The 22,905-nt window shown below is 71.9% G+C and carries 27 protein-coding genes and 2 pseudogenes; 14 read left to right on the top strand and 15 right to left on the bottom strand.

Annotated elements, in window-relative coordinates:
• Window positions 1-12: 12 nt before the first annotated feature.
• Window positions 13-513 carry a DUF2231 domain-containing protein gene (locus QSK52_RS28565; RefSeq protein WP_285739074.1) on the bottom strand — a complete coding sequence of 167 codons (501 nt, stop codon included), beginning with the start codon at window positions 511-513 and terminating at the stop codon, window positions 13-15.
• Between the two features lie 381 nt (window positions 514-894).
• Here QSK52_RS28565 and QSK52_RS28560 point away from each other — a divergent pair, with 381 nt between their 5' ends.
• Window positions 895-1,017, top strand: a complete 123-nt coding sequence (locus tag QSK52_RS28560; protein ID WP_285739073.1) for a hypothetical protein — start codon at window positions 895-897, stop codon at window positions 1,015-1,017.
• Between the two features lie 31 nt (window positions 1,018-1,048).
• A complete protein-coding gene (locus tag QSK52_RS28555) occupies window positions 1,049-1,330 on the top strand; it encodes a hypothetical protein (protein ID WP_285739072.1) in 282 nt (93 codons plus the stop codon).
• A gap of 300 nt (window positions 1,331-1,630) precedes the next feature.
• Here QSK52_RS28555 and QSK52_RS28550 read toward each other — a convergent pair whose 3' ends face one another.
• From QSK52_RS28550 to QSK52_RS28535, 4 genes are all read right to left on the bottom strand, one after another.
• On the bottom strand, window positions 1,631-2,011 hold the full coding sequence (locus QSK52_RS28550) for a CBS domain-containing protein (RefSeq protein WP_285739071.1): 381 nt from the start codon (window positions 2,009-2,011) through the stop codon (window positions 1,631-1,633).
• Between the two features lie 197 nt (window positions 2,012-2,208).
• Window positions 2,209-3,669 carry a DEAD/DEAH box helicase gene (locus tag QSK52_RS28545; RefSeq protein ID WP_285739070.1) on the bottom strand — a complete coding sequence of 487 codons (1,461 nt, stop codon included), beginning with the start codon at window positions 3,667-3,669 and terminating at the stop codon, window positions 2,209-2,211.
• A 237-nt stretch (window positions 3,670-3,906) separates the two neighbouring features.
• The gene (locus tag QSK52_RS28540) at window positions 3,907-4,110 is read right to left on the bottom strand and encodes a cold-shock protein (RefSeq protein ID WP_285739069.1); all 204 of its coding nucleotides are present in this window, start codon (window positions 4,108-4,110) and stop codon (window positions 3,907-3,909) included.
• Window positions 4,111-4,619: 509 nt separating this feature from the next.
• Window positions 4,620-5,474 (bottom strand): universal stress protein, encoded by an 855-nt coding sequence (locus QSK52_RS28535; RefSeq protein WP_285739068.1) that lies wholly within the window; start codon window positions 5,472-5,474, stop codon window positions 4,620-4,622.
• A 397-nt stretch (window positions 5,475-5,871) separates the two neighbouring features.
• Between QSK52_RS28535 and QSK52_RS28530 the strand changes: the two genes are divergently transcribed.
• The 10 genes from QSK52_RS28530 to QSK52_RS28485 all read left to right on the top strand — a co-directional run bounded on the left by QSK52_RS28530 (window position 5,872) and on the right by QSK52_RS28485 (window position 13,135).
• Complete coding sequence (locus QSK52_RS28530; protein WP_285739067.1) at window positions 5,872-6,312, top strand: universal stress protein; 441 nt, start codon at window positions 5,872-5,874, stop codon at window positions 6,310-6,312.
• 170 nt (window positions 6,313-6,482) lie between these two features.
• Complete coding sequence (locus QSK52_RS28525) at window positions 6,483-6,764, top strand: dsRBD fold-containing protein (protein WP_285739066.1); 282 nt, start codon at window positions 6,483-6,485, stop codon at window positions 6,762-6,764.
• Window positions 6,765-6,804: 40 nt separating this feature from the next.
• Window positions 6,805-7,470: a CBS domain-containing protein gene (locus QSK52_RS28520; RefSeq protein WP_352230320.1), complete on the top strand. Its 666-nt coding sequence runs from the start codon at window positions 6,805-6,807 to the stop codon at window positions 7,468-7,470.
• A complete protein-coding gene (locus tag QSK52_RS28515) occupies window positions 7,467-8,555 on the top strand; it encodes a hypothetical protein (protein WP_285739064.1) in 1,089 nt (362 codons plus the stop codon). The genes QSK52_RS28520 and QSK52_RS28515 overlap by 4 nt, the downstream gene beginning before the upstream one ends.
• Complete coding sequence (locus QSK52_RS28510) at window positions 8,555-9,301, top strand: SDR family oxidoreductase (RefSeq protein ID WP_285739063.1); 747 nt, start codon at window positions 8,555-8,557, stop codon at window positions 9,299-9,301. Before QSK52_RS28515 ends, QSK52_RS28510 begins: the two co-directional genes overlap by 1 nt.
• A gap of 155 nt (window positions 9,302-9,456) precedes the next feature.
• Complete coding sequence (locus tag QSK52_RS28505; RefSeq protein ID WP_285739062.1) at window positions 9,457-9,702, top strand: hypothetical protein; 246 nt, start codon at window positions 9,457-9,459, stop codon at window positions 9,700-9,702.
• Window positions 9,699-10,817 carry a CBS domain-containing protein gene (locus tag QSK52_RS28500; RefSeq protein ID WP_285739061.1) on the top strand — a complete coding sequence of 373 codons (1,119 nt, stop codon included), beginning with the start codon at window positions 9,699-9,701 and terminating at the stop codon, window positions 10,815-10,817. Before QSK52_RS28505 ends, QSK52_RS28500 begins: the two co-directional genes overlap by 4 nt.
• Window positions 10,817-11,257 carry a universal stress protein gene (locus tag QSK52_RS28495; protein ID WP_285739060.1) on the top strand — a complete coding sequence of 147 codons (441 nt, stop codon included), beginning with the start codon at window positions 10,817-10,819 and terminating at the stop codon, window positions 11,255-11,257. Before QSK52_RS28500 ends, QSK52_RS28495 begins: the two co-directional genes overlap by 1 nt.
• A 143-nt stretch (window positions 11,258-11,400) precedes the next feature.
• Window positions 11,401-12,249: a universal stress protein gene (locus tag QSK52_RS28490; RefSeq protein WP_285739059.1), complete on the top strand. Its 849-nt coding sequence runs from the start codon at window positions 11,401-11,403 to the stop codon at window positions 12,247-12,249.
• 433 nt (window positions 12,250-12,682) lie between these two features.
• Complete coding sequence (locus QSK52_RS28485; RefSeq protein WP_285739058.1) at window positions 12,683-13,135, top strand: universal stress protein; 453 nt, start codon at window positions 12,683-12,685, stop codon at window positions 13,133-13,135.
• Window positions 13,136-13,141: 6 nt separating this feature from the next.
• On the opposite strand, the pseudogene QSK52_RS39515 reads toward QSK52_RS28485, so the two are convergent.
• Window positions 13,142-13,267: pseudogene (locus QSK52_RS39515) on the bottom strand (family 1 glycosylhydrolase); the annotation flags it as partial.
• A gap of 75 nt (window positions 13,268-13,342) precedes the next feature.
• Window positions 13,343-14,686 (bottom strand): GH1 family beta-glucosidase, encoded by a 1,344-nt coding sequence (locus QSK52_RS28480; RefSeq protein WP_285739057.1) that lies wholly within the window; start codon window positions 14,684-14,686, stop codon window positions 13,343-13,345.
• A 294-nt stretch (window positions 14,687-14,980) separates the two neighbouring features.
• Here QSK52_RS28480 and QSK52_RS28475 point away from each other — a divergent pair, with 294 nt between their 5' ends.
• A complete protein-coding gene (locus QSK52_RS28475) occupies window positions 14,981-15,253 on the top strand; it encodes a hypothetical protein (protein ID WP_285739056.1) in 273 nt (90 codons plus the stop codon).
• A gap of 192 nt (window positions 15,254-15,445) precedes the next feature.
• Here QSK52_RS28475 and QSK52_RS28470 read toward each other — a convergent pair whose 3' ends face one another.
• Entirely contained in the window at window positions 15,446-15,856 is a 411-nt protein-coding gene (locus QSK52_RS28470; RefSeq protein WP_285739055.1) for a hypothetical protein, read from the bottom strand.
• Between the two features lie 73 nt (window positions 15,857-15,929).
• Window positions 15,930-16,127, bottom strand: coding sequence for a hypothetical protein (locus QSK52_RS28465; RefSeq protein WP_285739054.1), 198 nt, complete (start codon window positions 16,125-16,127; stop codon window positions 15,930-15,932).
• A 93-nt stretch (window positions 16,128-16,220) separates the two neighbouring features.
• Between QSK52_RS28465 and QSK52_RS28460 the strand changes: the two genes are divergently transcribed.
• Entirely contained in the window at window positions 16,221-19,442 is a 3,222-nt protein-coding gene (locus tag QSK52_RS28460) for a hypothetical protein (protein ID WP_285739053.1), read from the top strand.
• 7 nt (window positions 19,443-19,449) lie between these two features.
• Here the strand turns inward: QSK52_RS28460 and QSK52_RS28455 are convergent, their stop codons facing one another.
• The 6 genes and pseudogenes from QSK52_RS28455 to QSK52_RS28430 all read right to left on the bottom strand — a co-directional run.
• Window positions 19,450-20,370: a phosphorothioated DNA-binding restriction endonuclease gene (locus QSK52_RS28455; protein WP_285739052.1), complete on the bottom strand. Its 921-nt coding sequence runs from the start codon at window positions 20,368-20,370 to the stop codon at window positions 19,450-19,452.
• Window positions 20,371-20,419: 49 nt separating this feature from the next.
• Window positions 20,420-20,887 (bottom strand): NUDIX hydrolase, encoded by a 468-nt coding sequence (locus tag QSK52_RS28450; RefSeq protein ID WP_285739051.1) that lies wholly within the window; start codon window positions 20,885-20,887, stop codon window positions 20,420-20,422.
• 80 nt (window positions 20,888-20,967) lie between these two features.
• Window positions 20,968-21,870 (bottom strand): phosphotransferase, encoded by a 903-nt coding sequence (locus QSK52_RS28445; RefSeq protein ID WP_285739050.1) that lies wholly within the window; start codon window positions 21,868-21,870, stop codon window positions 20,968-20,970.
• Window positions 21,871-22,024: 154 nt separating this feature from the next.
• Complete coding sequence (locus tag QSK52_RS28440; protein ID WP_285739049.1) at window positions 22,025-22,456, bottom strand: NUDIX hydrolase; 432 nt, start codon at window positions 22,454-22,456, stop codon at window positions 22,025-22,027.
• Window positions 22,457-22,493: 37 nt separating this feature from the next.
• Window positions 22,494-22,712, bottom strand: coding sequence for an SDR family oxidoreductase (locus QSK52_RS28435; RefSeq protein WP_285739048.1), 219 nt, complete (start codon window positions 22,710-22,712; stop codon window positions 22,494-22,496).
• 91 nt (window positions 22,713-22,803) lie between these two features.
• A pseudogene (locus QSK52_RS28430) lies at window positions 22,804-22,905 on the bottom strand (IS5 family transposase); the annotation flags it as partial.

Genomic DNA, 22,905 nt, shown 5'->3' with positions numbered 1-22,905 from the left:
GGGGCGGCGGTGTCAGTGCGCGTCGTCCTGGCCCACCGGGGTGCTGCTGAAACCGTGCTGCCAGGCGGCCTTCGCCCCGGAGTCGCCGATCTGGTAGACGTCGACGACCGCGCCCGCGCCCACCACCACGCACAGCACCGCCACCACGGTCCGGGCCGGGAGCGCCGTCAGGCGCGACTGCTGCCCGGTGGCCGCGCGGCGTGCCGTCCACCGCAGCAGGGCGGCGAGGACCAGCAGTCCGAACGCCCAGGGCGTCAGGCCGTCGCCGAGTTCGGCGTGGCGGCGCACCAGCGGCCCGCTCTCGACGTGGCGCTCCAGCCACTCCCCCGCGTCCGTGGTCAGTGGGACGGACGCCGGCGGGACCGGGGCGAGCGCCGGGAGCAGCACCCCGAGACGCCGGGCGGCCGCGGGCCGGAGAGCGCGGACGACCAGGGCGAGCGCCGTCAAGGGGGCGAGCACCAGGACGACGTGCACCGGCAGGACGTGCGCGGGCAGCCCGTTGACCGTGCTCACCGGGGCTCCTTCCGGTCCGGGGAGGTCCGCGCCGACCGCGGACCGAACGCGCGCCGTCCTGGCAGGCGCACCTGTCAACTTGCTCTGAACGCGGCCCGGTGGCTGCGGCGGGTGGGTCTCGGTGTTCAGGTGGGTGTGTCGCGGCGCTCACCGGCCTCCCCAGTCACTGGCGACTCCTGTGCCGGGGCCTGTGTACGGGGCGGCCGGAGCATGGGAGGATGACCGGACAAGAGGTGGACCGCAGCCCGTCCCGGCGGCGGTCCACCGGTCTCGGGAATCGCCCCCCCACACGGGCACCCGACGTCCGCCTTCGCCGTCGGTGCCCCGCCCTGCGCGGGCACCGACCCCGTCGGACTCACGGCCCCCAGGAAGGGGGCGATCGTGCACAGCGCCGTCGACGCCACCGAGGCAGTGGCCCAGCCGCGCCGCCGCACCGGCCCCGGAGCCCCGGCCGACCCTCCCGCCCGCGCAGCCGACGCGTTCGACGACCGTACGACCGTCTGAACCCCGGCCCGGGACGGCGCGGTACGACGACGTGAACAGCGCGCACCCGCACGGTGCGCCGGAACCCCACGACGAGCAGGACCTGCTGGTCCTGCACGCCGTCTTCGACCGCGCCTACGTCCTGCTGCTGCGCGGCGCGGCCGACAACACCGCCGACGGCCTCGACGCCGACTTCGCCCGCGCCGCCGCCTCCGGCCTGCCCGTGCTCGTCGACCTCGCCGCCCTCCACCACGGCAGCCAGGAGTTCCTCGCCCTGCTGATCGACGCCCACCGGCACGGCGCCGAACTGATCGGCCCCCTCTCCCCTCCCTGAGCCAGCGCCTGGCCGTCACCGGGCTCGCCGACTGGTTCACCGTCCACCCCGGTCTCACCGCCGCCCTGCGCCACCTCCCGCCACCGGCCGCACCCGGGACCCCGGAAGCCTGACGCGAGCTCTGCAGGAACCGCGGCACCGTCGAACGCCTGATCAACGGACCGAGGGCCCGGCGAGGCATCGCCGCACGCCACGACGAGAAGCCCGAGGGCCACCTGGCCGGCCTCCGGCTTGGCGGCGCGATGACCGGGATCGAAGGCCTCAACGAGCCCACCCCTTGATCACGACCAGATGCGCCCGCTAGAAGTCGAGGAGGCCGATGGCGTGGCCGTCGTGGTCCACCACCGGCCACGTGTCCAGTCCGCGGGCGCGCATGGCGGCGAGGGCGTCGGCGGCCGGCATGTCGGCGGTGGCGAACGGGGCGCGGTCGAGGGCGATGTCACGGACGGGAGTGCGTTCGGTGTACCAGGAGCGGGCCTGGAACGGTGCGAGGTGGAGACGGGTCAGCAGCCCGGCGCAGCGGCCGTCGTCGGCGCGGACCAGGACGTGGTCCGCGCCGGAGCTGTGCAGGATGTCCATCGCGGTGTCGGCGGTGACGTCGTCGCTGATCTGCAGTTCCGGGTGTTTCATGAGGTCGCCGACCGTGGTGGCGGTCGCGGGGCGTTCGAGGCTGATGGTCACGGGCGTGGTCCTTCGGGTCGTTGCCGCCGGTGGTGGCGGCGCTCCGGGCACGGGTGGGGCGGGCTGACGGCGTCTGCCGGCGCGGGCCAGCACCGACTCGCGGATCGTGCGGTGGGGCCGTGGTTCGTGGAAGCCGGGGCCCGGACCAGCGGCGGGCAGGCCGTGTCGCGGTCCGGGCCTGCGGGTCTCCTCGCCGGCTAGCCGGCGAGGGCGGTGCGCCCGGGTGCCGTGCCGCGGGAGTCCGCGAGGCCCCGTGCAGTGCCCGCACGCAGGGCTCGACGGCGCCGGTTGCGGCTCGTGGAGGTGCTGCGGCGCGGGCGTTCGACGACCAGGTCGGGGATCGCGACGGGCACGCCGGTGGGGACGCGGGCGCCCGTGATGCGGGCGAGTTCCTCGTCCCCGGCGCTGACGCGGGTGGTGACGGGGGTGATGGCGGCGGTGGCCATCATGCGGGCCGCCCCCCGCCGCTGCTCGGGCAGGACCAGGGTGACGACGGTGCCGGACTCACCGGCCCGGGCGGTGCGGCCGCCGCGGTGCAGGTAGTCCTTGTGGTCGGCGGGCGGGTCGAGGTTGACGACCAGGTCGAGGCCGTCGACGTGGATGCCGCGGGCGGCGACGTTGGTGGCGACCAGCGCGGTGACCTGGCCGGTGCGGAACTGCTCCAGGGTGCGGGTGCGCTGCGGCTGGGACTTGCCGCCGTGCAGGGCGGCGGCCTTCACGCCGTCGGCGAGCAGGCTCCGCACCAGGCGGTCGGCACCGTGCTTGGTGTCGGTGAACATGATCACGCCGCCCTCGCGGGAGGCGATGTGCGCGATCGTGGCGGCCTTGTCGGAGCTCTGCACGTGCAGCACGTGGTGCTCCATGGTGCTGACCGCGCCCGCGGACGGGTCCACCGAGTGCGTGACCGGGTCCGTCAGGAAGCGGCGGACCAGGCGGTCGACGTTGCGGTCCAGGGTGGCGGAGAACAGCATCCTCTGGCCGCCCTCGGCGACCTGGTCGAGGAGCTGGACGACCTGCGGGAGGAAGCCCACGTCGGACATCTGGTCGGCCTCGTCGAGGACGGTGACGGCGACCGAGTCCAGTCGGCAGTCGCCGCGCTGCACCAGGTCCGCCAACCGCCCGGGAGTGGCGACCACGACCTCGGCGCCGCGGCCGAGCGTCTGGGCCTGGCGCCCGATCGACACCCCGCCGACCACCGTGGCCAGGCGCAGGCGCACCGCGTGGGCGTAGGGGGTGAGCGCCTCGGTGACCTGTTGGGCCAGCTCGCGGGTGGGGACCAGGACCAGTGCCAGCGGTCGGCCGGGCTCGGCCTTCCGGCCCGCGGTGCGCGCCAGCACGGCGAGGCCGAACGCGAGCGTCTTGCCGGAGCCGGTGCGCCCCCGCCCCAGCACGTCGCGGCCGGCCAGCGCGTTCGGCAGCGTCGCGGCCTGGATCGGGAACGGCGTGGTGACGCCCTGGCGGGTCAGCGTCGCCAGCAGCGCCTTCGGCATGTCCAGCTCGCCGAAGGACTCGACGGCCGGCAGCGCCGGAGTGGTGCCCACCGGCAGCGCGAACTCGCCCTGCACGGGGGGTCCCTGACGGGTGCGGCGGCCGGAGCGGGAGCCTGCGGCGGGGCGGGGGTCGGTGCTCCGGTAGGAGGAGCGACTGGAGCGGTTCATGCGGGAAACCTTCCTCGGCGCGGCACGTCACGGGGAAGGCTCCGCAGCGCGGGGCGCCGGGCGGAGACCACGAGGAACGGGCCGGAAGTGCAACGGGCGGGGATGGCCGCCGGTGGCGGAACCAGGGGGGCCTGAACCGGCCGGGGTGTGCGTCGTGGCACAAGACCGAGGGGCCCGCACCGAGCGTGTACGCGGTGCGGGCCCCTCGCTGCCGGGCGGGGTGCCGTGGCAGGAAAACTAGAGCGGGCGGATGTTCTCGGCCTGCGGGCCCTTCGGGCCCTGCGTGACGTCGAACTCGACCTTCTGGCCCTCGAGCAGTTCGCGGAAGCCGTTGGCGTTGATGTTCGAGTAGTGGGCGAACACGTCCGGACCGCCGCCCTCCTGCTCGATGAAGCCGAAGCCCTTTTCCGCGTTGAACCACTTCACAGTGCCATTAGTCATAAACGAATCTCCTTCAAGGGGCTGTCCGGAGTCCGCACCGTGCGGACTCCGAGTGCCGCGATGATGACCCATCCGGAAGAGAACCGGAAAACAAAATGCGCCTGCGACACACCAGCAGGCGCACACAAATTTCATGGGAACCACTACTGCAACTACGGACGACTCTAGCAGGCCGATGCGTTCCGCGACGGGTATTTCACCGCCGCCTCCCGGGAACCTCGCTTTTCCGCCCCGCTCCCCCGGTGCCCTCGACGCGGGCGACACGCTACTCCACCAGGCATGTCGGTGGCACGACGGCCCACCGCGACCACCCGGAAATCTCCGCCGGGAGATGCGGCCGGCACGGAGCCGGAACGGGCGGGCGCGGGCCCGCGCGCAGCATTCGAATTCGGTGGGAGCGGCTCCCTCGACGTCCCGGCCCTCGCACGCGTTCAGGAGGCGTCACCGGGCCCGCGCCCGAACCGCCGGACCGAGGAGCCGGGAGCCGGTCGCGGTCGGCCCGTCCCCCGTCAGTCGCAGGGGACGACGGCGACCGGGCAGTGCGCGTGGTGCAGCGCGGCGTGGGCGACGGCTCCGAGGTGCGGACCCACCGGGAGCCGGCGGGAGCGCCGCCCGATCACCAGGAGCTGCGCCCCGTCAGCGGCCTCGACGACGGCCCGGGTCCTCGGTCCGCTGACGGTCTCCGCCGTCACCCGGACGCCGGGGTGGAGCCGGCACCCCGGCTCCAGGGCCTCGGTGAGCCGCCGCCGCTCCGTGATCTCCAGTTCCGCGAGTTCGACCGGGCCGAGGTACTCCGCGCCGGTCGGCGGCTCCCAGGCCCGGACCGCGTGCAGCCGGGCGGAGCGCAGCGCCGCGCACTCCAGGGCGAAGTCGACGGCCGGGGCGGCCCCGGGGCGCAGGTCGGCGGCGAGGACGACCGGCCCCGGCCCGTCGACGGCCGTCCCGCCGCCCGCCGGGTCGGCGGTGCGGACCACGACGGTCGGGCACGCCGCGCGCCCCGCGACGGCGAGGCCCACCGACCCGGGCACGAACCCGCGCACCGCTCCCAGCGCCCGGGACCCGAGCACCAGCATCGCGGCGGTGCGACCCGCCGTCTCCAGGGCCCATACCGGGTCCTCGGGGACGTGGACGGCGGACACCTCGACGCCCGAGCGCCCGGCCCGCAGTTCGACCTCTTGTCTGGCCAGGCGCTGCCGCGCCCACCGCTGGGCGTCCGGGGTGCCGAGGACGTGGGGGCCGCGCCACGGCCAGGCCTGGAGGAGTTCCAGCGGCAGGCCGCGCCGTTCCGCTTCGCGGGCGGCCCACAGGGCGGCCGCCGCGCTCTCGTCCGTGCCGTCGAAACCGACCACGATCGGCGCGTCCATCGGTGCCTCCTCCGCTCGCCCCACCCGCCCGGCGCCCTGCCGGACCGCCGCCCGTCCCGCGGTCGGCACGGCGTCCGCAGGTCCGGCGGGGGCGAGCGCCCCGCGATCCGGACGCGTGTCACGGCCGCCCTCTCCAGCGGGGCGCCGCCTCCATGCTCCCGCCGTCCCGCCGTCCGCCCCCGGGGCCAAGCGGTCCGTCCTCCCACCCGGTCGGGCCCGTTCCCCTGGGCCGGGTGGCCCCGGAGCCACCGGTCCCCTCGCGCCGACGCCGCCCCGCCCGCCGCGGCCCGCGCCGGTCGGCACGCCCTCCTCCCGCTCGCCCGCCGGACCGCCTCCGGTGGACCGGCGCGGGTGGGGTGCGGATGGTGGTGCGGGGGCACGAGAACCGGAGGACGGCATGGGCACGGAGAACGAAGGACCGGCGCGGATCGTGGCGGGCGTGGACGGATCGCCCTCCTCCCGGGCGGCACTGGCCTGGGCGGTGCGGCAGGCCGAACTGACCGGGGCCGCGGTGGACGCGGTGACCGCCTGGCAGTACCCGGCGGGTTACGGGTGGCCCGCCCCGGTGCTGCAGTCGTTCGACTTCGCCGCCGCCGCCGGGCAGGCGCTGGCCGAGGCGGTGGAGGCGGTGGCGACCCGGCACGGGGGCGTGGAGATCCGGCAGCGCGTCGTCCAGGACCACCCGGCGACCGCGCTGCTGGCCGCCGCCGACGGCGCGGAGCTGCTCGTGGTCGGCAACCGCGGCCGCGGCGGGTTCGCCGGAACGCTGCTCGGCTCGGTCAGCCAGCACTGCGTCCACCACGCGCGCTGCCCGGTGGTCGTCGTGCGGACCGACTGACCGCGGCGACCGACGGGGTCCCCCGGACCACGCACCGGGGCCGATCGGCCCCGGTGCGGCGCTCCTCGGCAGGACGAGACTGGTGGGCAGAACCGACCCGCCCGGCGGGCACGACGGAGGCCGCCGGGTCCGGTCCCGCACGGATCCGCCGGAGACCGAGGTCCCGGACCATGGACGAGAACACCACCCCGCGGCAGCCGCGCACCAAGCGGTGGACGCTCCGGCTGGACCTGTTCGAGGAGGGCGACACCACCAAGGTGCACGCGGTCCTCGACACGGGGGACAACCGGCTGGAGAGCCGCGCCGAGTCCCGCCGCAACCCGCACGACCCGCAGGTGCCCGAGATCGGCGACGAGTACGCCGCCGGCCGCGCCCTGGTCGACCTCGGCCGCCGGCTGATCGGCTCGGGCACGGCCGACGCCGCCGCGAACGAACCCGCCCTGCACGGCTGAGCCGGAGCCCGCCGTGCAACCGCGCACCGTACGCGAAGTGATGACCCGCGACGTGGTCACCGCGCACCGTGACACGACGTTCCAGGAGATCACCGAACTGCTGCTGCACCACCGCGTCGGCGCCGTCCCGGTGGTCGACGAGCAGCACCGGCCCGTCGGCATCGTCTCCGAGGCCGACCTGGTCCGCGAGGAGGCGGGGCTCCACGCCCGCCGCGGCGGACGTGCGCGGGCCGGCACCGGGTCCGCCCAGCAGCTGATGAGCAGCCCCGTCGTCACCGCCCGCCCCGACTGGGGCCTGGTCGAGACCGCCCGGGTCATGCACCACGGGCGGCTCAAGCACCTGCCCGTGGTCGACGGCGACGGTCGGCTGACCGGCGTCGTCAGCCGCTCCGACCTGCTGCGCCCGATGCTGCGCGACGACGAGGAGATCCGCCGGGAGATCGTCGACGACGTCCTGCTCGGTTCCCTGTGGCTGCCCGCCCACGCGGTGCGGGTCGCCGTCCGGGACGGGGTGGTGACGCTCACCGGCACGGTCGAGCGCCGCAGCCTCGTTCCGCTCGTCGAGACCATGTGCCGCTCGCTGGACGGCGTCGTCGAGGTCCGGCAGTCGCTCGCCTTCACCTGGGACGACACCCTCCTGGGCGGCTACCGGTGGCCTCCGGACGACTCCGCGCCCCCGACGCCGAACTCCGAGGAGCAGCCGTGAAACTGGGTTTCCTGGGCCCGCTGTACGCCCGGCAGGGTCCATACGCGTGTGCCTACCTCGACACCTCCCGCGACCTCGACGACCCCGACCGCGCCGTCGAACGGCGCCGCTCCCGCCTGCGGGCCGACCTCGCCGCCCAGGGCGCCGACCCCGCCACCATCGGGGCGGTGTCCCGCGCGGTCGGAGGTGACCTCGACCCGTCCGGCGACCAGGGCCGCGCCGTCTTCGCCGCGCACGGGCGGCTGGCCCTGACCGCGGCCCTGCCCCGGCCGCCGCGACGGGACAGCGCCCGCTTCACCATGCTGCCCGACGTGATGCCGCTCGCCCTGCAACGCGCGCCGGACATCCCGTACCTGGCGGCAGCGGTGCGGCACACCGGTGCGGGCGGGCGCGGGATGGAGGTCACGTGGCAGGCGGGCCGCTGGCCCGCCACCCGGGTCGCGGACGGGAACAGCAGGCGGCGGCGCGTCCCGGCCGACGAGCGGGGGCGGGCCGCCACGACGGTGGCCCGGCACCTGACCGAACTGTCCGACCGCACCGGGGCCGAGGTCATCGTCCTGTCCGGCGACCGGTGGGCCCGCGACACGATCGCCCGGGAACTGCCCCCGCGGCTGCGCGGGCGCACCGCCCGGATCCACCGCGGCAACGACTGGAGCCCGCGGGACGAACGCACCCTGCTGGAGGACGAACTCGACTACCTGCTCGGCGGGCGCCTGGCCGAGGCGGACCGGGCGGTGGTGAGGCGCTTCCTCACCTCGCGCGCCCGCCGGAACGGCGCGGCCGAGGGCCTGGCCGCGACCGTCGCGGCGCTGCGGGACGGGCGCGTCGCCGCCGTCCTCGTCAACGAGCTGTTCGACCCGCACCTGCCGCTGCACGTCGGGGTGACGCCCCGGCAGATCGCCCTCACGCAGCGCGAGCTGGCCGCGCACGGAGTCGTCTCCGGCTGGTCGGAGGAGACGGGGGCCGCGCTCGTGCGCGCGATGGTCGGCGGCGGCGCCGAACTGGTCGTCGTCCCCCGCGTCGAACTGCCGCTCGCCGACGGGGTGGGCGTGCTGCTGCGCACACCGGAAGGAGGGCCGTCGTGATGGGACGGCTGACGGGAAGGAACACCATCGTGACGGGCGGGGCCCGGGGCATCGGGGCCGCCGTCGCCCGGCTGTTCGTCGAGCAGGGCGCGACGGTCACCGTCGCGGACGTCCTCGACCGGGACGGCGCGGAGCTGGCGACCGGGCTCGGCACCGCCGCCCGGTTCGAACGCCTGGACGTGACGCGCGAGGAGGAGTGGGCCACCGCCGTGGCGGGTGCCGAGGAGGCCTTCGGTCCGGTGTCGGTGCTGGTGAACAACGCGGGGGTGCTGGACGTCGGCCCGATCGGGGAGCAGGCACCGGAGGCGTTCCGCCGCGTGCTGGACGTCAACCTGTTCGGCGCCTGGCTGGGGTTGCGCGCGGTGGCGCCGTCGCTGCGACGGGCGGGCGGCGGGGCCGTGGTGAACGTCTCCTCGACGGCCGGGCTGATGGGCTACGCGAACCTCGGCGCGTACACGGCCAGCAAGTGGGGCCTGCGCGGCCTGACCAAGACCGCCGCGCTGGAGATGGCCGCCGACGGCGTGCGGGTGTGCTCCGTGCACCCCGGGCCGATCCGCACGCCGATGACCGAGGGCATGGACGAGTCGCTGACCGCCGACCAGCCGATCCCGCGCTACGGCCGGCCCGAGGAGGTCGCCGCGATGGTGCTGTTCGTCGCCGCCGAGGCCACCTACTCGACCGGGTCGGAGTTCGTCGTCGACGGCGGCGCGACCACCGGCAGCATGCTCCTCGCCCGGGAGGGCTGAGCCCGGCGGCGCTCCCCGCCGCACGGGCCGGGCACCGGTCGGCCCGGGACGGAGGGGCCGTCCGGCCCCCCGCCGGGGCCCGCCGAGCCCTGTGCACCGCAGGCGCCGTCCGCTGTCCTGGAACCGGGGGCCGAACCGATTCCCGGGAGGCGGCCATGACACCGCGAACACCACTGGACGCCCAGCGCATGCTGCACACCGGACGCGGCCGCGCCCTGACCGTCTCCCGACTCGCCCACCGGGCTTTCCCCTCCGGGACCCCCGCGATCGCCCTGGGCGCGGCGGGCCCGCCGTACGACGTGACGGAGCCGTGGGCGGTCCTGACCCCGGCCCAGGCCCTGCGCCTGGCGACCCTGCTGACCGAGCAGGCGAACGCTGCCCTCTGGGAGGTCTCGCCGTGAGGCTCACCACCTTGATGTCCGCCCCTGCGGTCACCGTCGCACCGGACGCCCCGCTCCCGGAGGCCGCGCGGCTGATGGCCGACACCGGCGTGGGCTGCCTCCCCGTGGTCGCCTCCGACGGGCACCTGCTCGGCGTGGTCACCGACCGGGACCTCGCGGTGCGCCGGGCGGCCCCCGGCGGGGATCCGCCCGCCGAGGTGGCCGCCGTGATGTCCGCTCCGGCCGTGACGGTGGACGCGGACGGCACCGTGGACGACGCGTACCGGCTGTTCCGCCGCACGGGCGTGCGCCGCCTGCCGGTCCTGCGGGACGGACGCCCGGTCGGCGTGCTGTCGGTGGACGACCTGCTGATCGACGCGCTGCGCCGCTTCGCCGACCTGCTGGCGCCGGTGTCGGGCAGCGTCCTGCGCGAGGACGGCGGGCGCGGCTTCCGCTCCCCCGCCCCTTCCGTCCCTTCCCCTTCCGCCCCGGTCCCGGGCGGACCGGACTCCCCCGTGGTCGGCGACGTGATGGGCCGGGCCCTGGTGGCCGTCGGGGCGGACGCCCCGTTCCGGGAGGTCGTCGACCTCCTGCGGCGTTGGCGCACCGGTTCCGTCCCGGTGCTGGCCGGGGACGGCCGGGTGGTCGGCGTGGTCTCCGAAGCGGACCTGCTGCGCGCCCAGGACCCCCGGGTGACCGGGGATCCCCCGCACCTGACGGCCCGTCGGCTGATGACGGCACCGGCCCTCACCGTCCGCCCGGGCACCGCCCTCGCCGACGCCGCTCGCCTGGCCGTCAACCGCCACCTGCGGCGGCTGCCCGTGGTCGACGCCGAGGACCGCCTCGTCGGATCGGTCCACCGGGCGGACCTGCTCGCCGCCGTCGGCCGCGACGCCGCCGACCTCGCCGACCGGGTCCGCTTCGCCCTGCTGGCCGCCGTGCACCCGGAGGCCTTCTCCCGGCTGTCCGTCCGGGCCGACGGGGGACGGGTCGTCCTGGACGGGCGGCTGCCGCCCGGCCTCGGAGCGGCCGAGGCGGCCCGCCTGGTCCGCACCGTCCCGGGGGTCGGCGCGGTCGACGTCACCGCCCGGCCGGACGCCCCGGCACCGGGCGCCGCGCACGGAGGTGAGCGGTGATGGGCGCCGGGAGCGGTTCCCGCCCGATCGTGGTGGGAGTGGACGGATCGGCCGCCAGCAAGCGGGCGCTGCGCTGGGCGGCCCGCCAGGCGGAGCTGACCGGCGCGCCCCTGCGCCCGGTGCTGGCGTGGCAGCTGCCGCCCGCCTACGGAATGCCCGTGGACTTCTCCGACACGGACTTCGCGGGGCAGGCCCGCGGGGTCCTGGAGGACAGCGTCACCGAGGCCCTCGGCGAGCGCCCCGGCGTGGAGGTGGTGCCGCGGGTCGTCCAGGGGCACCCGGCGGCGGTCCTGACCGAGGAAGCCCGGGGCGCCGACCTGCTGGTGGTCGGCAGCCACGGCCGCGGCGCCTTCTCGGGCATGCTCCTGGGCTCGGTCGGCAACCACTGCGTCCACCACGCCACGTGCCCCGTCCTCGTCCTCCGCACGCCCCTGTCCTGAGGCCTGGCCCGCGGCCCCGGGCCGGGCTCCCCGGCACGGCGCACCCGGTCCTCCGACCGGTGCCGGTCGGCACGGGGAGCAGCGACCGGGAGCGGGCGAGGATGGGGAACGGGGTCACTGCCCGGAGTCTCTCGGAGGTCACCGTGAACGGCCTGATCACCGTCGGGTACGACGGAACGCCCGGAAGCGCCGCGGCCGCGCGGTGGGCCTCCCGCGAGGCCGGCCTCCGGGGCCTGCGGGTGGAGCTCCTGCTCGCCTGGCCGTGGACCGCCCCCCACCTGCTCGGCACCCCGGACGCCGTGGCCGAGAGCCGGAGGTGGCTCGCGCGGCAGGAGGCCGGGCTGCGGGCCCGGTCGCCCGGCGTCGACGTGACCGCCGTGCACCGGTCGGGCCCCGCCCGGGACGTGCTCCTCGCGGCGGCGGAGCGCTCCGTGGTCCTGGCCCTGGGTTCCCGGGGCCTGGGCGCGCTCCACGGCTACTTCGTCGGTGCGGTCGGCCGGGACGTCCTCGGCCGGGCCGCCTGTCCGGTGGTCCTGGTCCGCGCCGACGAGGAGGCGTCGCGCCCCGCCCGCGAGGTCGTCCTCGGGCTGGACCTCGACCACTGCTGCGACGCGGCGCTCCGCTTCGCGTTCGAGGCGGCCGCCCTGCGCGCGGCGCCGCTGCGGGTGGTCCACGCCTGGCGGCCGCCGAGGGGCAGCGGCTTGGTCCCGGCGGTGACCGCGAGCCTCGTCCGGGTCGCCGCTGCCGAAGCCGTGCAGCGCTTCACCGGCACGCTCGACCCGTGGCGGGAGGAGTACCCCGGCGTCGAGGTGGTGCCCTCCCTCCTCCGGGGCGGTGCCGCCGGGACCCTCGTCGAGGCCGCGGACCGCCCGGACCGCCTGGTCGTCGGCCGTCGTACCCGCGGCACGCTGCCCGGCCCCCTCCTGGGGCCGGTCACCCAGGCAGCGGTCCACCACGTCCGCGGCCCGCTCGCCGTGGTCCCCTGCGACTGACCCCGCCCGGCCTGCGGGACGTCCTGCGACATCGGCCGCTCACGGTGGGGCGGCGGGTCGAGGACGTTCCGCAGCCCTCGCGCCGCGCCCCCGTTCCCGCACAGCCAGGGCCCATCGGCCCATGCGCCGGCCCCCGGGAGGCTCATGCCCGCTCGGTGCCTCGACCGCGAGGCTGGGGGAAGACCTCCCGTTCGACCTCCGCCCGTCCTCGGGTGATCACGTGATCCGCGTCGAGGAGTGCGTGGAGGACGGCGTGCTGCGGGTGAAGGCCGAGCGCACCGCGGGGAAGAAGGACGAGAGCCGCACGCAGTGGAGGTCGCCGACGCCACCTGAGGAGGAGTCCGGGGCGACCTGGCCCGGGACGGCAGAACGGGCTCTCGCCGAACGGCCGCCTCCGGGCGTCGCCGCCGACCCTGACCGGAAGGACGGAACCATGACCGAAGAACTGACCCTCGGCGGCAAGGTCGTCGTCGGAGTGGACGGATCGGAGCAGTCCAGGAGGGCGCTGCGCTGGGCGGTGCGGCAGGCCGAGCTCACCCACGGCGTGGTGGAGGCGGTCATGGCCTGGGAGCCGCCGTTCTCCGGGTGGGGCAGCGCGGTGCCGGTCGGCGAGGAGGCGCACCTGTCACGGGCCGCACGGAAGGTCCTGGCCGAGAACGTCGAGAAGGCGGTGGGTTCGCGGCCGCCGGTGGACGTCAGGCTCAGGGTCGAGGAGGGCACTCCCGCCTGGGTCCTGCTGTCGGCCGCCCGGGAGCGGGCGTCCCTGCTGGTCGTCGGGCACCGCGGCCTCGGCGGCTTCGAAGGCGCCCTGCTGGGCTCCGTCGGACAGTACTGCGTGCAGCACTCGCCCTGCCCCGTCGTGATCGTCCGCACCGCCGAGGACTGACGGCCGTCACCCGGCGCGGGAAGACCGGTGGGCGGCGATCAGGTCGCGGTACCAGGCGAACGAGGCGCGCGGGGTGCGCCGCTGCGTTTCGAAGTCGACGTGGACCAGGCCGAAGCGCTGGCTGTAGCCCTCAGCCCATCGAACACCCTGTCATTCTATCCCGATCAAGCAACCTCACCTCCAATGGTGGCCCAACTACCCGCTGAATCATGCTCGTTGGGAGGAAATTAGCTCCCGATACCAGGCGTACGACGCCTTGGGAATCCGGCGCTGGGTCGCGAAGTCGACATATACCAGACCGAATCTCTGTTCGAATCCCTGAGCCCACTCGAAGTTGTCGATCAAAGACCAGGTGTAGTAGCCACGAACATCCACACCCTGGGTGGACGCTGCGGCGAGGGCGTCGAGGTGGCCGGACAAGAAGTCGATCCGCGACTGGTCGAGGATGGCTCCGTCGGGGCCAGGTTCGTCCGTGACGGAGCAGCCGTTCTCGGTGATGGTGATCGGCGGCAGCGCGGCACCGTAGCGCTGCTGAAGGCCGACGAGGAGTTCGCGCAGGCCGTCCGGAACGACGGGCCAGCCGAAGGCGGTTCGCGGGACGCCTTCGATCTCGGCCTCCGCGAAGGGGAGCCCGGGGTCGGTGGGAGCGGCGATGCGGGTCGGGTTGTAGTAGTTGACACCAAGCCCGTCCAGGCCCGGACCGGCGATCAGCTTCAGGTCGCCTGGACGGACACTCCCGCCGAGGTCCTCGCCAACCCCGTACGCACTCAGGTCCGGGTAGCGCCCCAACAGCAGCGGATCGGTGAACAGCCGGTTGTGCAGGGCGTCGTACGCGACGGCGGCCGCCTGGTCGGCTTCCGAGGAGCTCGCCGGCCAGACCGGGGTGAGGTTGTTGGCGATGAGCACCTCCCGACCGCGCTCGCGCAGTACAGCGGCCGCGAGCCCGTGCCCGAACAGCTGGTGGTGGGCTACGGGCAAGGCATCGAGCATCAGGGTACGGCCGGGCGCGTGAATGCCGAGCGCGTAACCGTAAACCATGTGAACAAACGGCTCGTTGAGCGTGATCCAGGCCGGCACCCGGTCGCCCAGCCGGTCCACCACCAGCTCGGCGTACTCGGCGAACCGGTACGCCGTGTCCCGGTCGAGCCAGCCGCCGCGATCTTCGAGGCCTTGGGGCAGGTCCCAGTGGAAGAGAGTGGGCATCGGGGTGATGCCTGCGGCGAGCAGGGCGTCCACCAGCCGGTCATAGAAAGCGAGTCCGACGGGGTTGGCTGGGCCGGTGCCCTCGGGCTGGATCCTGGGCCAGGCGATCGAGAAGCGGTAGCCGTCCAGGCCGAGGTCCTTCATCAGAGCGATGTCCTCGGGATAGCGGTGATAGTGGTCGCAGGCGACCCTCCCGCTCTGGCCGTCCAGGACAGCCCCGGGCCGAGCCGCGAACACGTCCCAAACGGACAGCCCACGCCCGTCCTCCTCCACCGCTCCCTCGATCTGGTACGCCGCCGTGGAGACACCCCACCGGAAGCCCGCCGGAAAATCACGCCGATTCGACACCTTGCCACACCCTCTCCTTAAACATGAGGAATACTCATGTTAGTGCCTGGCCGTCGAAACACCAGAGGCCGCACACTCGTTCCGATGAAACGTGGCAGCAGACTCGGACAGCGCGATCGGGTGTCGTTGTGGGTGGTCGGGAAGCGCGGGGAGGTAGTCCGGCCGACAACGTCCACGCTGGACGTGATGTCGAGCCCGCACACAACTTTGTCCGCGGCCAGTGTGCGCGAGCTGCAACCAGGCCGAACGCTCGCAGCACGGGCTCTGGCGGACCTTCTGGAACGACGGGCGGCGGTGCGAAACCTGCTGGAGTGCAACAGCCGCCGCACCACCACCCTTCCGCCCCGGCACCTGTCCGCGCTGGCCGCCGCCCGGATCCGCGCCACTACGCGGCACGACCGCTGCGCAGCCGAGCCCTCGGCCGGACTGGAGCAGCTGCCAGAAGGAGGCTTCCTCGCCCGGCTGGAGTGCGGCGCCCACCCCGGCCGGGAAGTCCGCTGGGAGGAGGCCGTCGACGCCGACAAGCTGACGCAATGGGTAGCGGCAGCCGAGCACGCCTGGCAGTGACGTCGCCTACGTCGAAGCAGGACTGACAGGCCCGCCGCGCTCCGGCGGCCGCCGGCTATCCGCGCAGGCGCACGAACAAGCCGGACGGCCCGGACGGCTTCGCGCCACTTCCGGGGCTGCGCCATCGGCGGGCTGCACCTCGTCGGTGCCGCCGAAGACGACGCGTCGGATGGCCTCTCACTCCTCCCGGCGCTACCAGCCGAACGGACAGGTGCTTCCGATCACCGGCACGGTCAGGGCCTCGGCGAACACCCGGTCGGTGTAAAGCTCAGCGTCCCGCCGCGCTGCCGGGAGCTTGCTCTGGCGGTTGACCACCAAGATGCCGCCGTCCACGGGCTCGGTGTCGGTCAGGTGGGGCCAAGTGTTCAGCTGCTTGAGCAGCTTGTCAGGCAGGCTGTGCGGCAGTCGGTTGTTCGCCGACTTCACCCCGACAAGGACTCGGCGGCCGCCGTACTCGGCCAGCAGGTCCGCCGACTCGGTGCCGTACACATCGTCGAGGCGGGTCACCGCGGCACCGGCCACCACAAAGACATCGTGCACCGCGTCCTCCAGCGGGCGGGCCGGTGCCGAACAGCAGGGCGCCGCGCAGCGCATCGGCCACATCCCGCAACGCGTCGAGGTGCAGATGCAGCTCGGCTTGCCGCTGCTCGTGGGCGCGCTGCTCTCCGGGAATCGACTAAACCAGCCGGGCTTCGGTGTTGGTGGCGAGCGCCGGGTCGCGCACCAGGGTCGAGCGGGCGCGGGTCAGCGTGCCGGGCACGTACGCGGGCAACGCGTGCTGGATCCGCCGCTCCACCAGCAGCCGCTGGTCCGTCCCGTGCGGGACCACGAACCACCGGGCGCTGCCGTCGGCCGGCACCCACACTCCCGCCATCGGAGTTTCGGATTGGACAAACCGGGAGCCCGTGTTGTCGGGTTCCGTTGTCCTTGCTTCGGGACTCGAACCCGCAACCTACGCATCACGAGCATGAGAGTGATCATGATGGCTGGCGCCAGCATCGATCACGTGGCGATGAAACCGCAGGTCAGATCGCTGGTTTGTGATTCGCGATCTTGCTCGAACCGGCACGTGTTGCGCCGTCCGCTCGCGCAGACCTTCCTCCTGACTGGCGTCCAAGCCCGCATCACACAAACAGCGGCGTCGGTCGGCCATCAGCTCGTCGAGGTGCCGGCCGAAGACCGCTCCGCACTGGGCGGTGGCGGATCGACCACGAGCCGCGGTGGGTCCCCACTCCCGATCTTCACGGTATGCGGGTTGCATCGGCTCGAGGTGTGGAAGGTTGTACCCCAGAGTGAGAGTGGCTTCCGTTGGGTGGGGCGGATGGGAGAGGCCTTGGACGGGGGACGCGTAGCGGCACGCGGGTTTCAGTACCAGTACCTTCGCACGCTCGAGCAGCTGGTTACGGTGCTCGACGAGCCGGGGATCGACTGCGTTCGCGTGGAAGGTCCTCCGGCAAGCGAGGGCGCGGTAGATCAGGTCGACTTCGACGTGGTTGATCTGGAGGGGGCCGTTCGATTGGCGGCCCAGGTCAAGAGCCGCGCTGCAGGTGGCTCCATGAGCGCCGCAGTCGCGCTGGGCATCCTTCTAGAGATGATCAACGGCGACCACGAGGCGGGTACCTACTGTCTTCTGACGAATGGGCGCCCCGGGCCCAAGTCTGACCAGCTTGACGAGATCTTGGCCTCTACGCCTGGGCCGCAGGTGTTGCGGGACAGGCTCATGGAGTTGTTCCGCGATGCGCCTCAGCGAAGGAGCCAGCTGGAGGGACTCAACGAGAACGGTCTCGCGCGGTTGGGACGTTGCAGGGTGGAGTACGACGCGCGCGACGATGGCGAGATTCGCGAGCAGCTTCGCGAGTCCCTCCGCACCATCCGCAACCATGCGCACCAGGGGTTAGGAGAGAAGTCTGCTGGCCTGCTCACCGGCTATCTGATCTCCGAGATCCTGGACCGGGCCGCCGACGTCAGCGGTCGGCGGGCGAGCTTCTCGGTCGCAGAGCTACGCAGGCTCGTGTTGGTTGACGGGGAAACGTTGGCGCGTTCGATCGGGATGCGCGACTGGGGAGCCATGGCGGGCCCGGTTCCCACAGTCCCTGATGTAGACCGGCCTGAGCTTCTGGGCCGCTTGCTTGCATCCTTCCCCTTGAAGAAGAGTCAAGTGACTCGTCGGGCCACGATGGTCGGGCCGTCCGGCATTGGGAAGTCGAGTGCCGCGACTCTCTTCATCTCTGCCCGTGCCGACGCGTACGACTTCGTCGGTTGGATCGACTGTGAGACGGAGTACTCAACGCGCGCTTCCTTCCAGCGCGCAGTGGCCGCTCTCAACCCGAACTCGCCGGCCAAACAGCCGGAGGCCCAGGTCGAAGATCTCCTCCAGGCAGTGCAACGCGAGCTCGGCCAACTGCCCGGCCGCTGGCTCTTGGTCTGCGACAACGCGAACTCTGCACGTGAGATCAACCCGTGGATCCCGAAGGTAGGCGGCGATGCCCTCATCACCACCCTCAACGCGGCATCCCACCTGGGGAACGGCGACGTCGTTCACGTCTCAGTGATGGGCCGTGGTGAGTCCGTTGAGCTACTGAGCCGACGTCTTCACCTCACCGAAGACGAGCGGGAATTCTGGCAGCCATCGCTGAAGCGCCTGGCCGAGGAATTGGGGGACTGGCCGCTGGCACTGGAGCTTGGGGCCGGTTATCTCTATAGCACGGGACTGGGACTCGACTACACTGATCATTATCTGCAAGAGCTGAAAGTCCGCTCGTTCTCCGACGAGGATTCGGTCCCTCCCGGGTATCCCCGTACGCTTGCCGCGGCGCTCAACCTCTGCATCGATCGCCTTGAGGCTCGAACCCGACCCGAAGTACTAGCTGACTCGCCTTCCGTGGCCCTGCAGATGCTATTCGCGTCCGCGTTTCTGGCATCGCACCAGATGCCCACACACCTGCTTCTGGCGGCGGCAATTGCTGATATCGAAGCCCTTGAGCCCGGGCATCATGGCCCAGTCCTGGTGCCGACTGGAACGGCCAACCTCGGCGAGGCCCTTCGCGAGCTCTATCGATTCTCTCTCATCAAGAACGATCTTCCGCTCCCGCCCTCGTACGGCGAAAGCCTGCCGGGCGCTGAGCGAACCATCACCGTCAATACGGTGAGTCAGGCATTGATCCGGGATCGCCTCAACGGCCATCCCGCGCTTCCAGGCGCCATGAACCAGTTGACTGGGCATGTCGAACGCTGGCTGCGCGGAGCTTCGGAGCTGGGAGAACTTGAGCGGGTCCAGATTCTTCAATCTCACGCCGAGACTCTTCTCGGGCACATCGAGAAAAACGGCTTCACGAGCGAGCGCGTTGCCCTCATGTATGGGAATCTCGCCTCCCCGTACTATCTTCAGGGCAACGCCCTGCGCGCCGAAGAACTAATGCTACGCGAGTTGGATCACTTGGCTCGACTGCAACCCACGAATCTCGCACTCGTCGCCCAGACGCGATTCGCCCTGGCCACAATATTCCTGCAGACCCAAGATATCAGCACTGCGCAACATACGAGACTGACAACCACATTCGACGAAGCAGTGCGACATCTTGAGTATGTCCTGCATCAAGCGAGGCTTTGGGCGGATGAATACCCCAAGGCGGCCCTCAAGTTCGCAATCGATGGACGGACGCTTATTCGCAATTCAGACTTTCCAGCGCCCGAGTCAACGAGGCTTACGCTACTCGGAGATGCCTTCACCGATCTGGAGTCGAGGATTGCTCCGACCGCGTACTCCATCACCTTCGGGACCATCGAGAGGGCAGAGAATCTTCTCCGGCAGCATCGGTACGCCGAGGCAGAGCAGTGCTGTCGAGAGCTTCTCAGCGAAAAGCATTCAGGGTCCGTCGACCCGGAGGTACGGCGTCGACTCATTGAGGCTCTGGCCTTGCAAGCGAAGTGGGATCAGGCGATCGATGAAGTGCGCTACTGGAAGGAAAGCCACGACGCGCCCCGCCTCTTTCGCACCTCCATCCTCGATTTGATTCGCAACGTCTGCTATGCCTGTGCCGTCGGCCTCGCATCTGGAGATATGCGCGCCGTCGCATTGCTCAATGAAGTCCTCGACTGGCCTGATCTTGATTCGTTCCTCCATCTAGGATCTGACATTGAGCGAAAAGTAATAACGGAGGCGCGCGATCTCCGAGACGAACTGAGATAGCGTGCTGTCAACGTGAGCGCTCAGGCTGCGCGACGGGCGTGCGGGGTGCGCCGTGGAAGACCTGCCGTGTGTGCCACTCGCGGTGCTGCCGCGCGACCGGCGGGACGCCCAGTTGCGGGCCAATGACCGGCTGACCAGCGAGAGCCAGCACGTGCTGTCGGCTGGCCTGGCTGCGGCCGACGAAACGTTGAGAGACCAGGATTCGATGGTCGTCTCCAAGGCCCAGTACACCCTTGTCGAAGAGCTTGTGGTGCAGTGAGCACAGGCACAGGCCGTTGTCGACATCGTCCGGCCCGTCGTGCGACCACCAGCGCACGTGTGCGGCCTCCAGTCCGACCGTGCTTGCGCCGAGCGTCCCGTCGTACCCGCAGAAGGCGCACTGGAACTCGTAGGCCGTGAGTATGAGTTCACGCATCCGTCGATCACGTTGCCGGCGAGCCCTGGCATCAGAGCCGTTCACAGCTGCGGTCTCGGCGAGTTCCAGGTCGAGCCCAACGGCTTCGCACAGGTCGATGTGCAGGGATGGCGGAAAGTGGGTGTCCAGAAGCACCCTGACCAGCCGGCCCAGCAAGGACGGCTCCTTGGCGAGCGCGGCCCGCAAAGCTGGCGCAAGCCTGCCAGTGGCTCCGCTGGAGCGAAGGATCCTGACTGCGCTGCCGGGACTCCCCTGCCCCTGGTCAGTCCTGACTTCCCATACCCCGTCGCTGACCAGATGGTGGAAGGGATAGGCAGGGGTCGTTGGGTGCGACGGTCCGTACTCGGCGAGCAGTCGCTTGAGGTCCTCCTCAATCACGCTGTACCGCAGTTCGCTGTCGGCGTCCTGCTGATAGCTGCCGAGCGCATAGAGCAGCAGCAACGGCTTGTGCGGAGCCCGGACTTCGTTGTTCGTCCACCGCCTCAGCTTCGCCACGCGTTCGAACCAATCCATGGCCGCAAGGGTAGTTCGCGGTGCCAACGTCGAATCACGTTTTGGCCGATCAGCCGAGGTAGGGGTAGGTGCCGGCGAGGTAGTCGCCGATCTGCTGGCGCATGCTGGGGTGGATGTCGTACTGGGCGAGGTCGGCGGGCTGGATGAAGCGGACTCCGTCGGCCTCGTCGTTGATGGTCGGTTGGCCGCCGATGGGTCGGCCGATGTAGGTGTTCTCGTACTGTTGGCGGATCTCGCCGTCGGTATAGGCGACGATGTGGTTCGGGTTGGTGTAGACGCCGAGGAAGCCGGTGATCTCGGCGACGACGCCGGTCTCCTCCAGGCACTCGCGCACGGCGCACTGGGCGGCGGTCTCGCCGATGTCCTGGGCCCCGCCAGGCAAGGCCCACTGGCCGGTGTCGCGGCGTCGCTGGAGCAGGATGGCGCCTTGGGCGTCGACAACGAGCAGGTTGCTGGCCGGGATGAGCGTGTTGGCCTTCGGCGAATTCGGATCGTTGTAGTACTCAATCCTGCCCACGGGCGGCAGCCTCCTCATGGTCGGGCGCTCAAGAGGCGCTTCAGGACACATCAAGTAGTCGCGGTCGCGGGGGTACCCGCCTACCGGTGTTCAGCGGTGAACCGTTCCAGAGTGGGGAACGTGCCAGTGTCGATCCTGTCGGACGACTCATACTGATCAAGTCCCATCGTGAAGAGGGTACGGCGGTACTGCCACTTGATGTGCTTGTCGTGCAGGCTGGGGTCGGCAGGCCGCATGCGGGCGAGAAAGAAGAAGCACTTGACGAGCAGGAAGTCGCCCAGGTGCTCGCTCACCCGCTGCCCGATCAGGGATGCGGTGGTCTCGTCGAGGGCGGCGGTGTAGGCGGCGCGTTGTTCCGGGGTGATGCTGTAGCCCTTGCCGCCGCCCTTGAACGCCACGATGTCGAGCGCGGGGTAGACGTCGTAGCCGAGCGGGACCGGTCCGTGATGCTGCCAGTCGATGACGCCGGCCTGAAGGACGTTGGGCAGGCCGTAGTCCAGGTGCCCGTGCACCATCGGGAGACGGGCCAGCCGGTCGAGGGCGTGGTTGACCGCCTCATGGACCCGCGGGGTGTCGAAGTCCGGGTTCTCCTCGAACACCTCTGCCGCGAAGGCCGCCTTATCGAACCACGGCGTGGCGGGGAGGGGATGCCCAGCCTGGGCCTGCAGGAGCTTCGACGCGACGGCAGCCGCCGTACTGATGACCTGGTAGCTGACCTGACCGCCCCGCCCGGCTTCGGCCAGCGCCTCCTCGTGTAGCGACGTGTCGCCGATGGCGCACTCGACGACGAAGTAGCGCCCGTCCTCCGAGCCACTGTCGACGATCTCCGGCACCGGGTAGCCGAGGCCGGCGGCCAGCTGCTGGAACTCGCTCTCCGCCCGTAGGTCCTCGCCACCGGTCCGCTTGTAACGCAGGCCGTCGGCTGACCGCCACACCGCGCCCTCGGTAGCGGTTCTGTCCTTCACGAACTCCCAGTCACTCATCCATCCATCCTTCCGCACTGCCGAGTTTGGATGGGGCAGATGAAGCTTGTGCGCACCTGGACGAGCAAGCATCCTCGGGCCGGTCCACGGCGACGCCAGCGTGGTCGGCCAGACACCTCGCAGGCGTCCGGCCGAGCGCGCATCCCGCTTCGCGCTACCTGCTTGCGAAGAGTTCCCCCCGCTCAACGGCCTCGCGGAGGACGGAGGCGATCTCCTGGGGCAGGAGGTTGATCGCGTCGAGGGCTTCGGTGGTGAGAGGGATTTCCTCCAGGAGGTACTCGCCTCGGCCTTCCTGGCTAAACTCGGGGCCGGTGCGGTCCTCGAAGCTCCACTTGTCGATGGTGGCGAGGTAGAAGTCCTCGTGGTCGGTGTCGGTCTCGATGGTGTGGAGGAGGCTGACGATCTCGGCCTCACCGGCGACCTCCTCGCGGACCTCGCGCTGCAGAGCGTCCTCGGGGCTGGCGTCGGTCGGTTCGATCTTGCCGCCGACGATCACCCAGTACGGGTCGATGCCGGGGCGGATGCGCTTGATCAGCAGCGTGGTGTTGTTCGGGGTGAGGAGGACGGCTCGGACGCGGTGCTGCATGATGGTCTCTTCCTGGCTCAGTGGGTCGGGTGGGCGGTCAGTGGAGGATCCAGCCGCCGTCGACGTGCAACGACTGGCCGGTGATGAAGGACGCGCTCGGGCCGGCGAGGAAGGCCGCTACGGCGGCGACCTCCTCGGGGCGGCCCCGGCGCTGGACGCACTGGCGGCGGATCTGGTCCTCGGGCCGGGCGCGGTGATGCGCGGGCAGGTCGTTCTCCGCCTCGACCTGGATGGCCCCGGGGAGGATAGTGTTCACGCAGATTCCCTCCGGGCCAAGTTCCCTGGCCAGCGACCTGGTGAACCCGATCAGCCCGGCCTCGGGCTAGGGGGTGTTTCGAAAGTGCTGGTCACAGCCATTCGTTGATGGCTGCGACCAGCACGGTCGCTTCGTAGCGAACGGCGAGTTTGTCGTACCTCGTGGCGACCGCGCGGTGGCGCTTGAGGCGGTT

Origin of the sequence: Kitasatospora phosalacinea (assembly GCF_030268885.1) — a bacterium.
Taxonomy (GTDB): Bacteria; Actinomycetota; Actinomycetes; order Streptomycetales; family Streptomycetaceae; genus Kitasatospora; species Kitasatospora phosalacinea_C.
The sequence above is the reverse complement of the archived record's forward strand: the minus strand, read 5'-3'. Positions and strand labels throughout refer to the sequence as shown.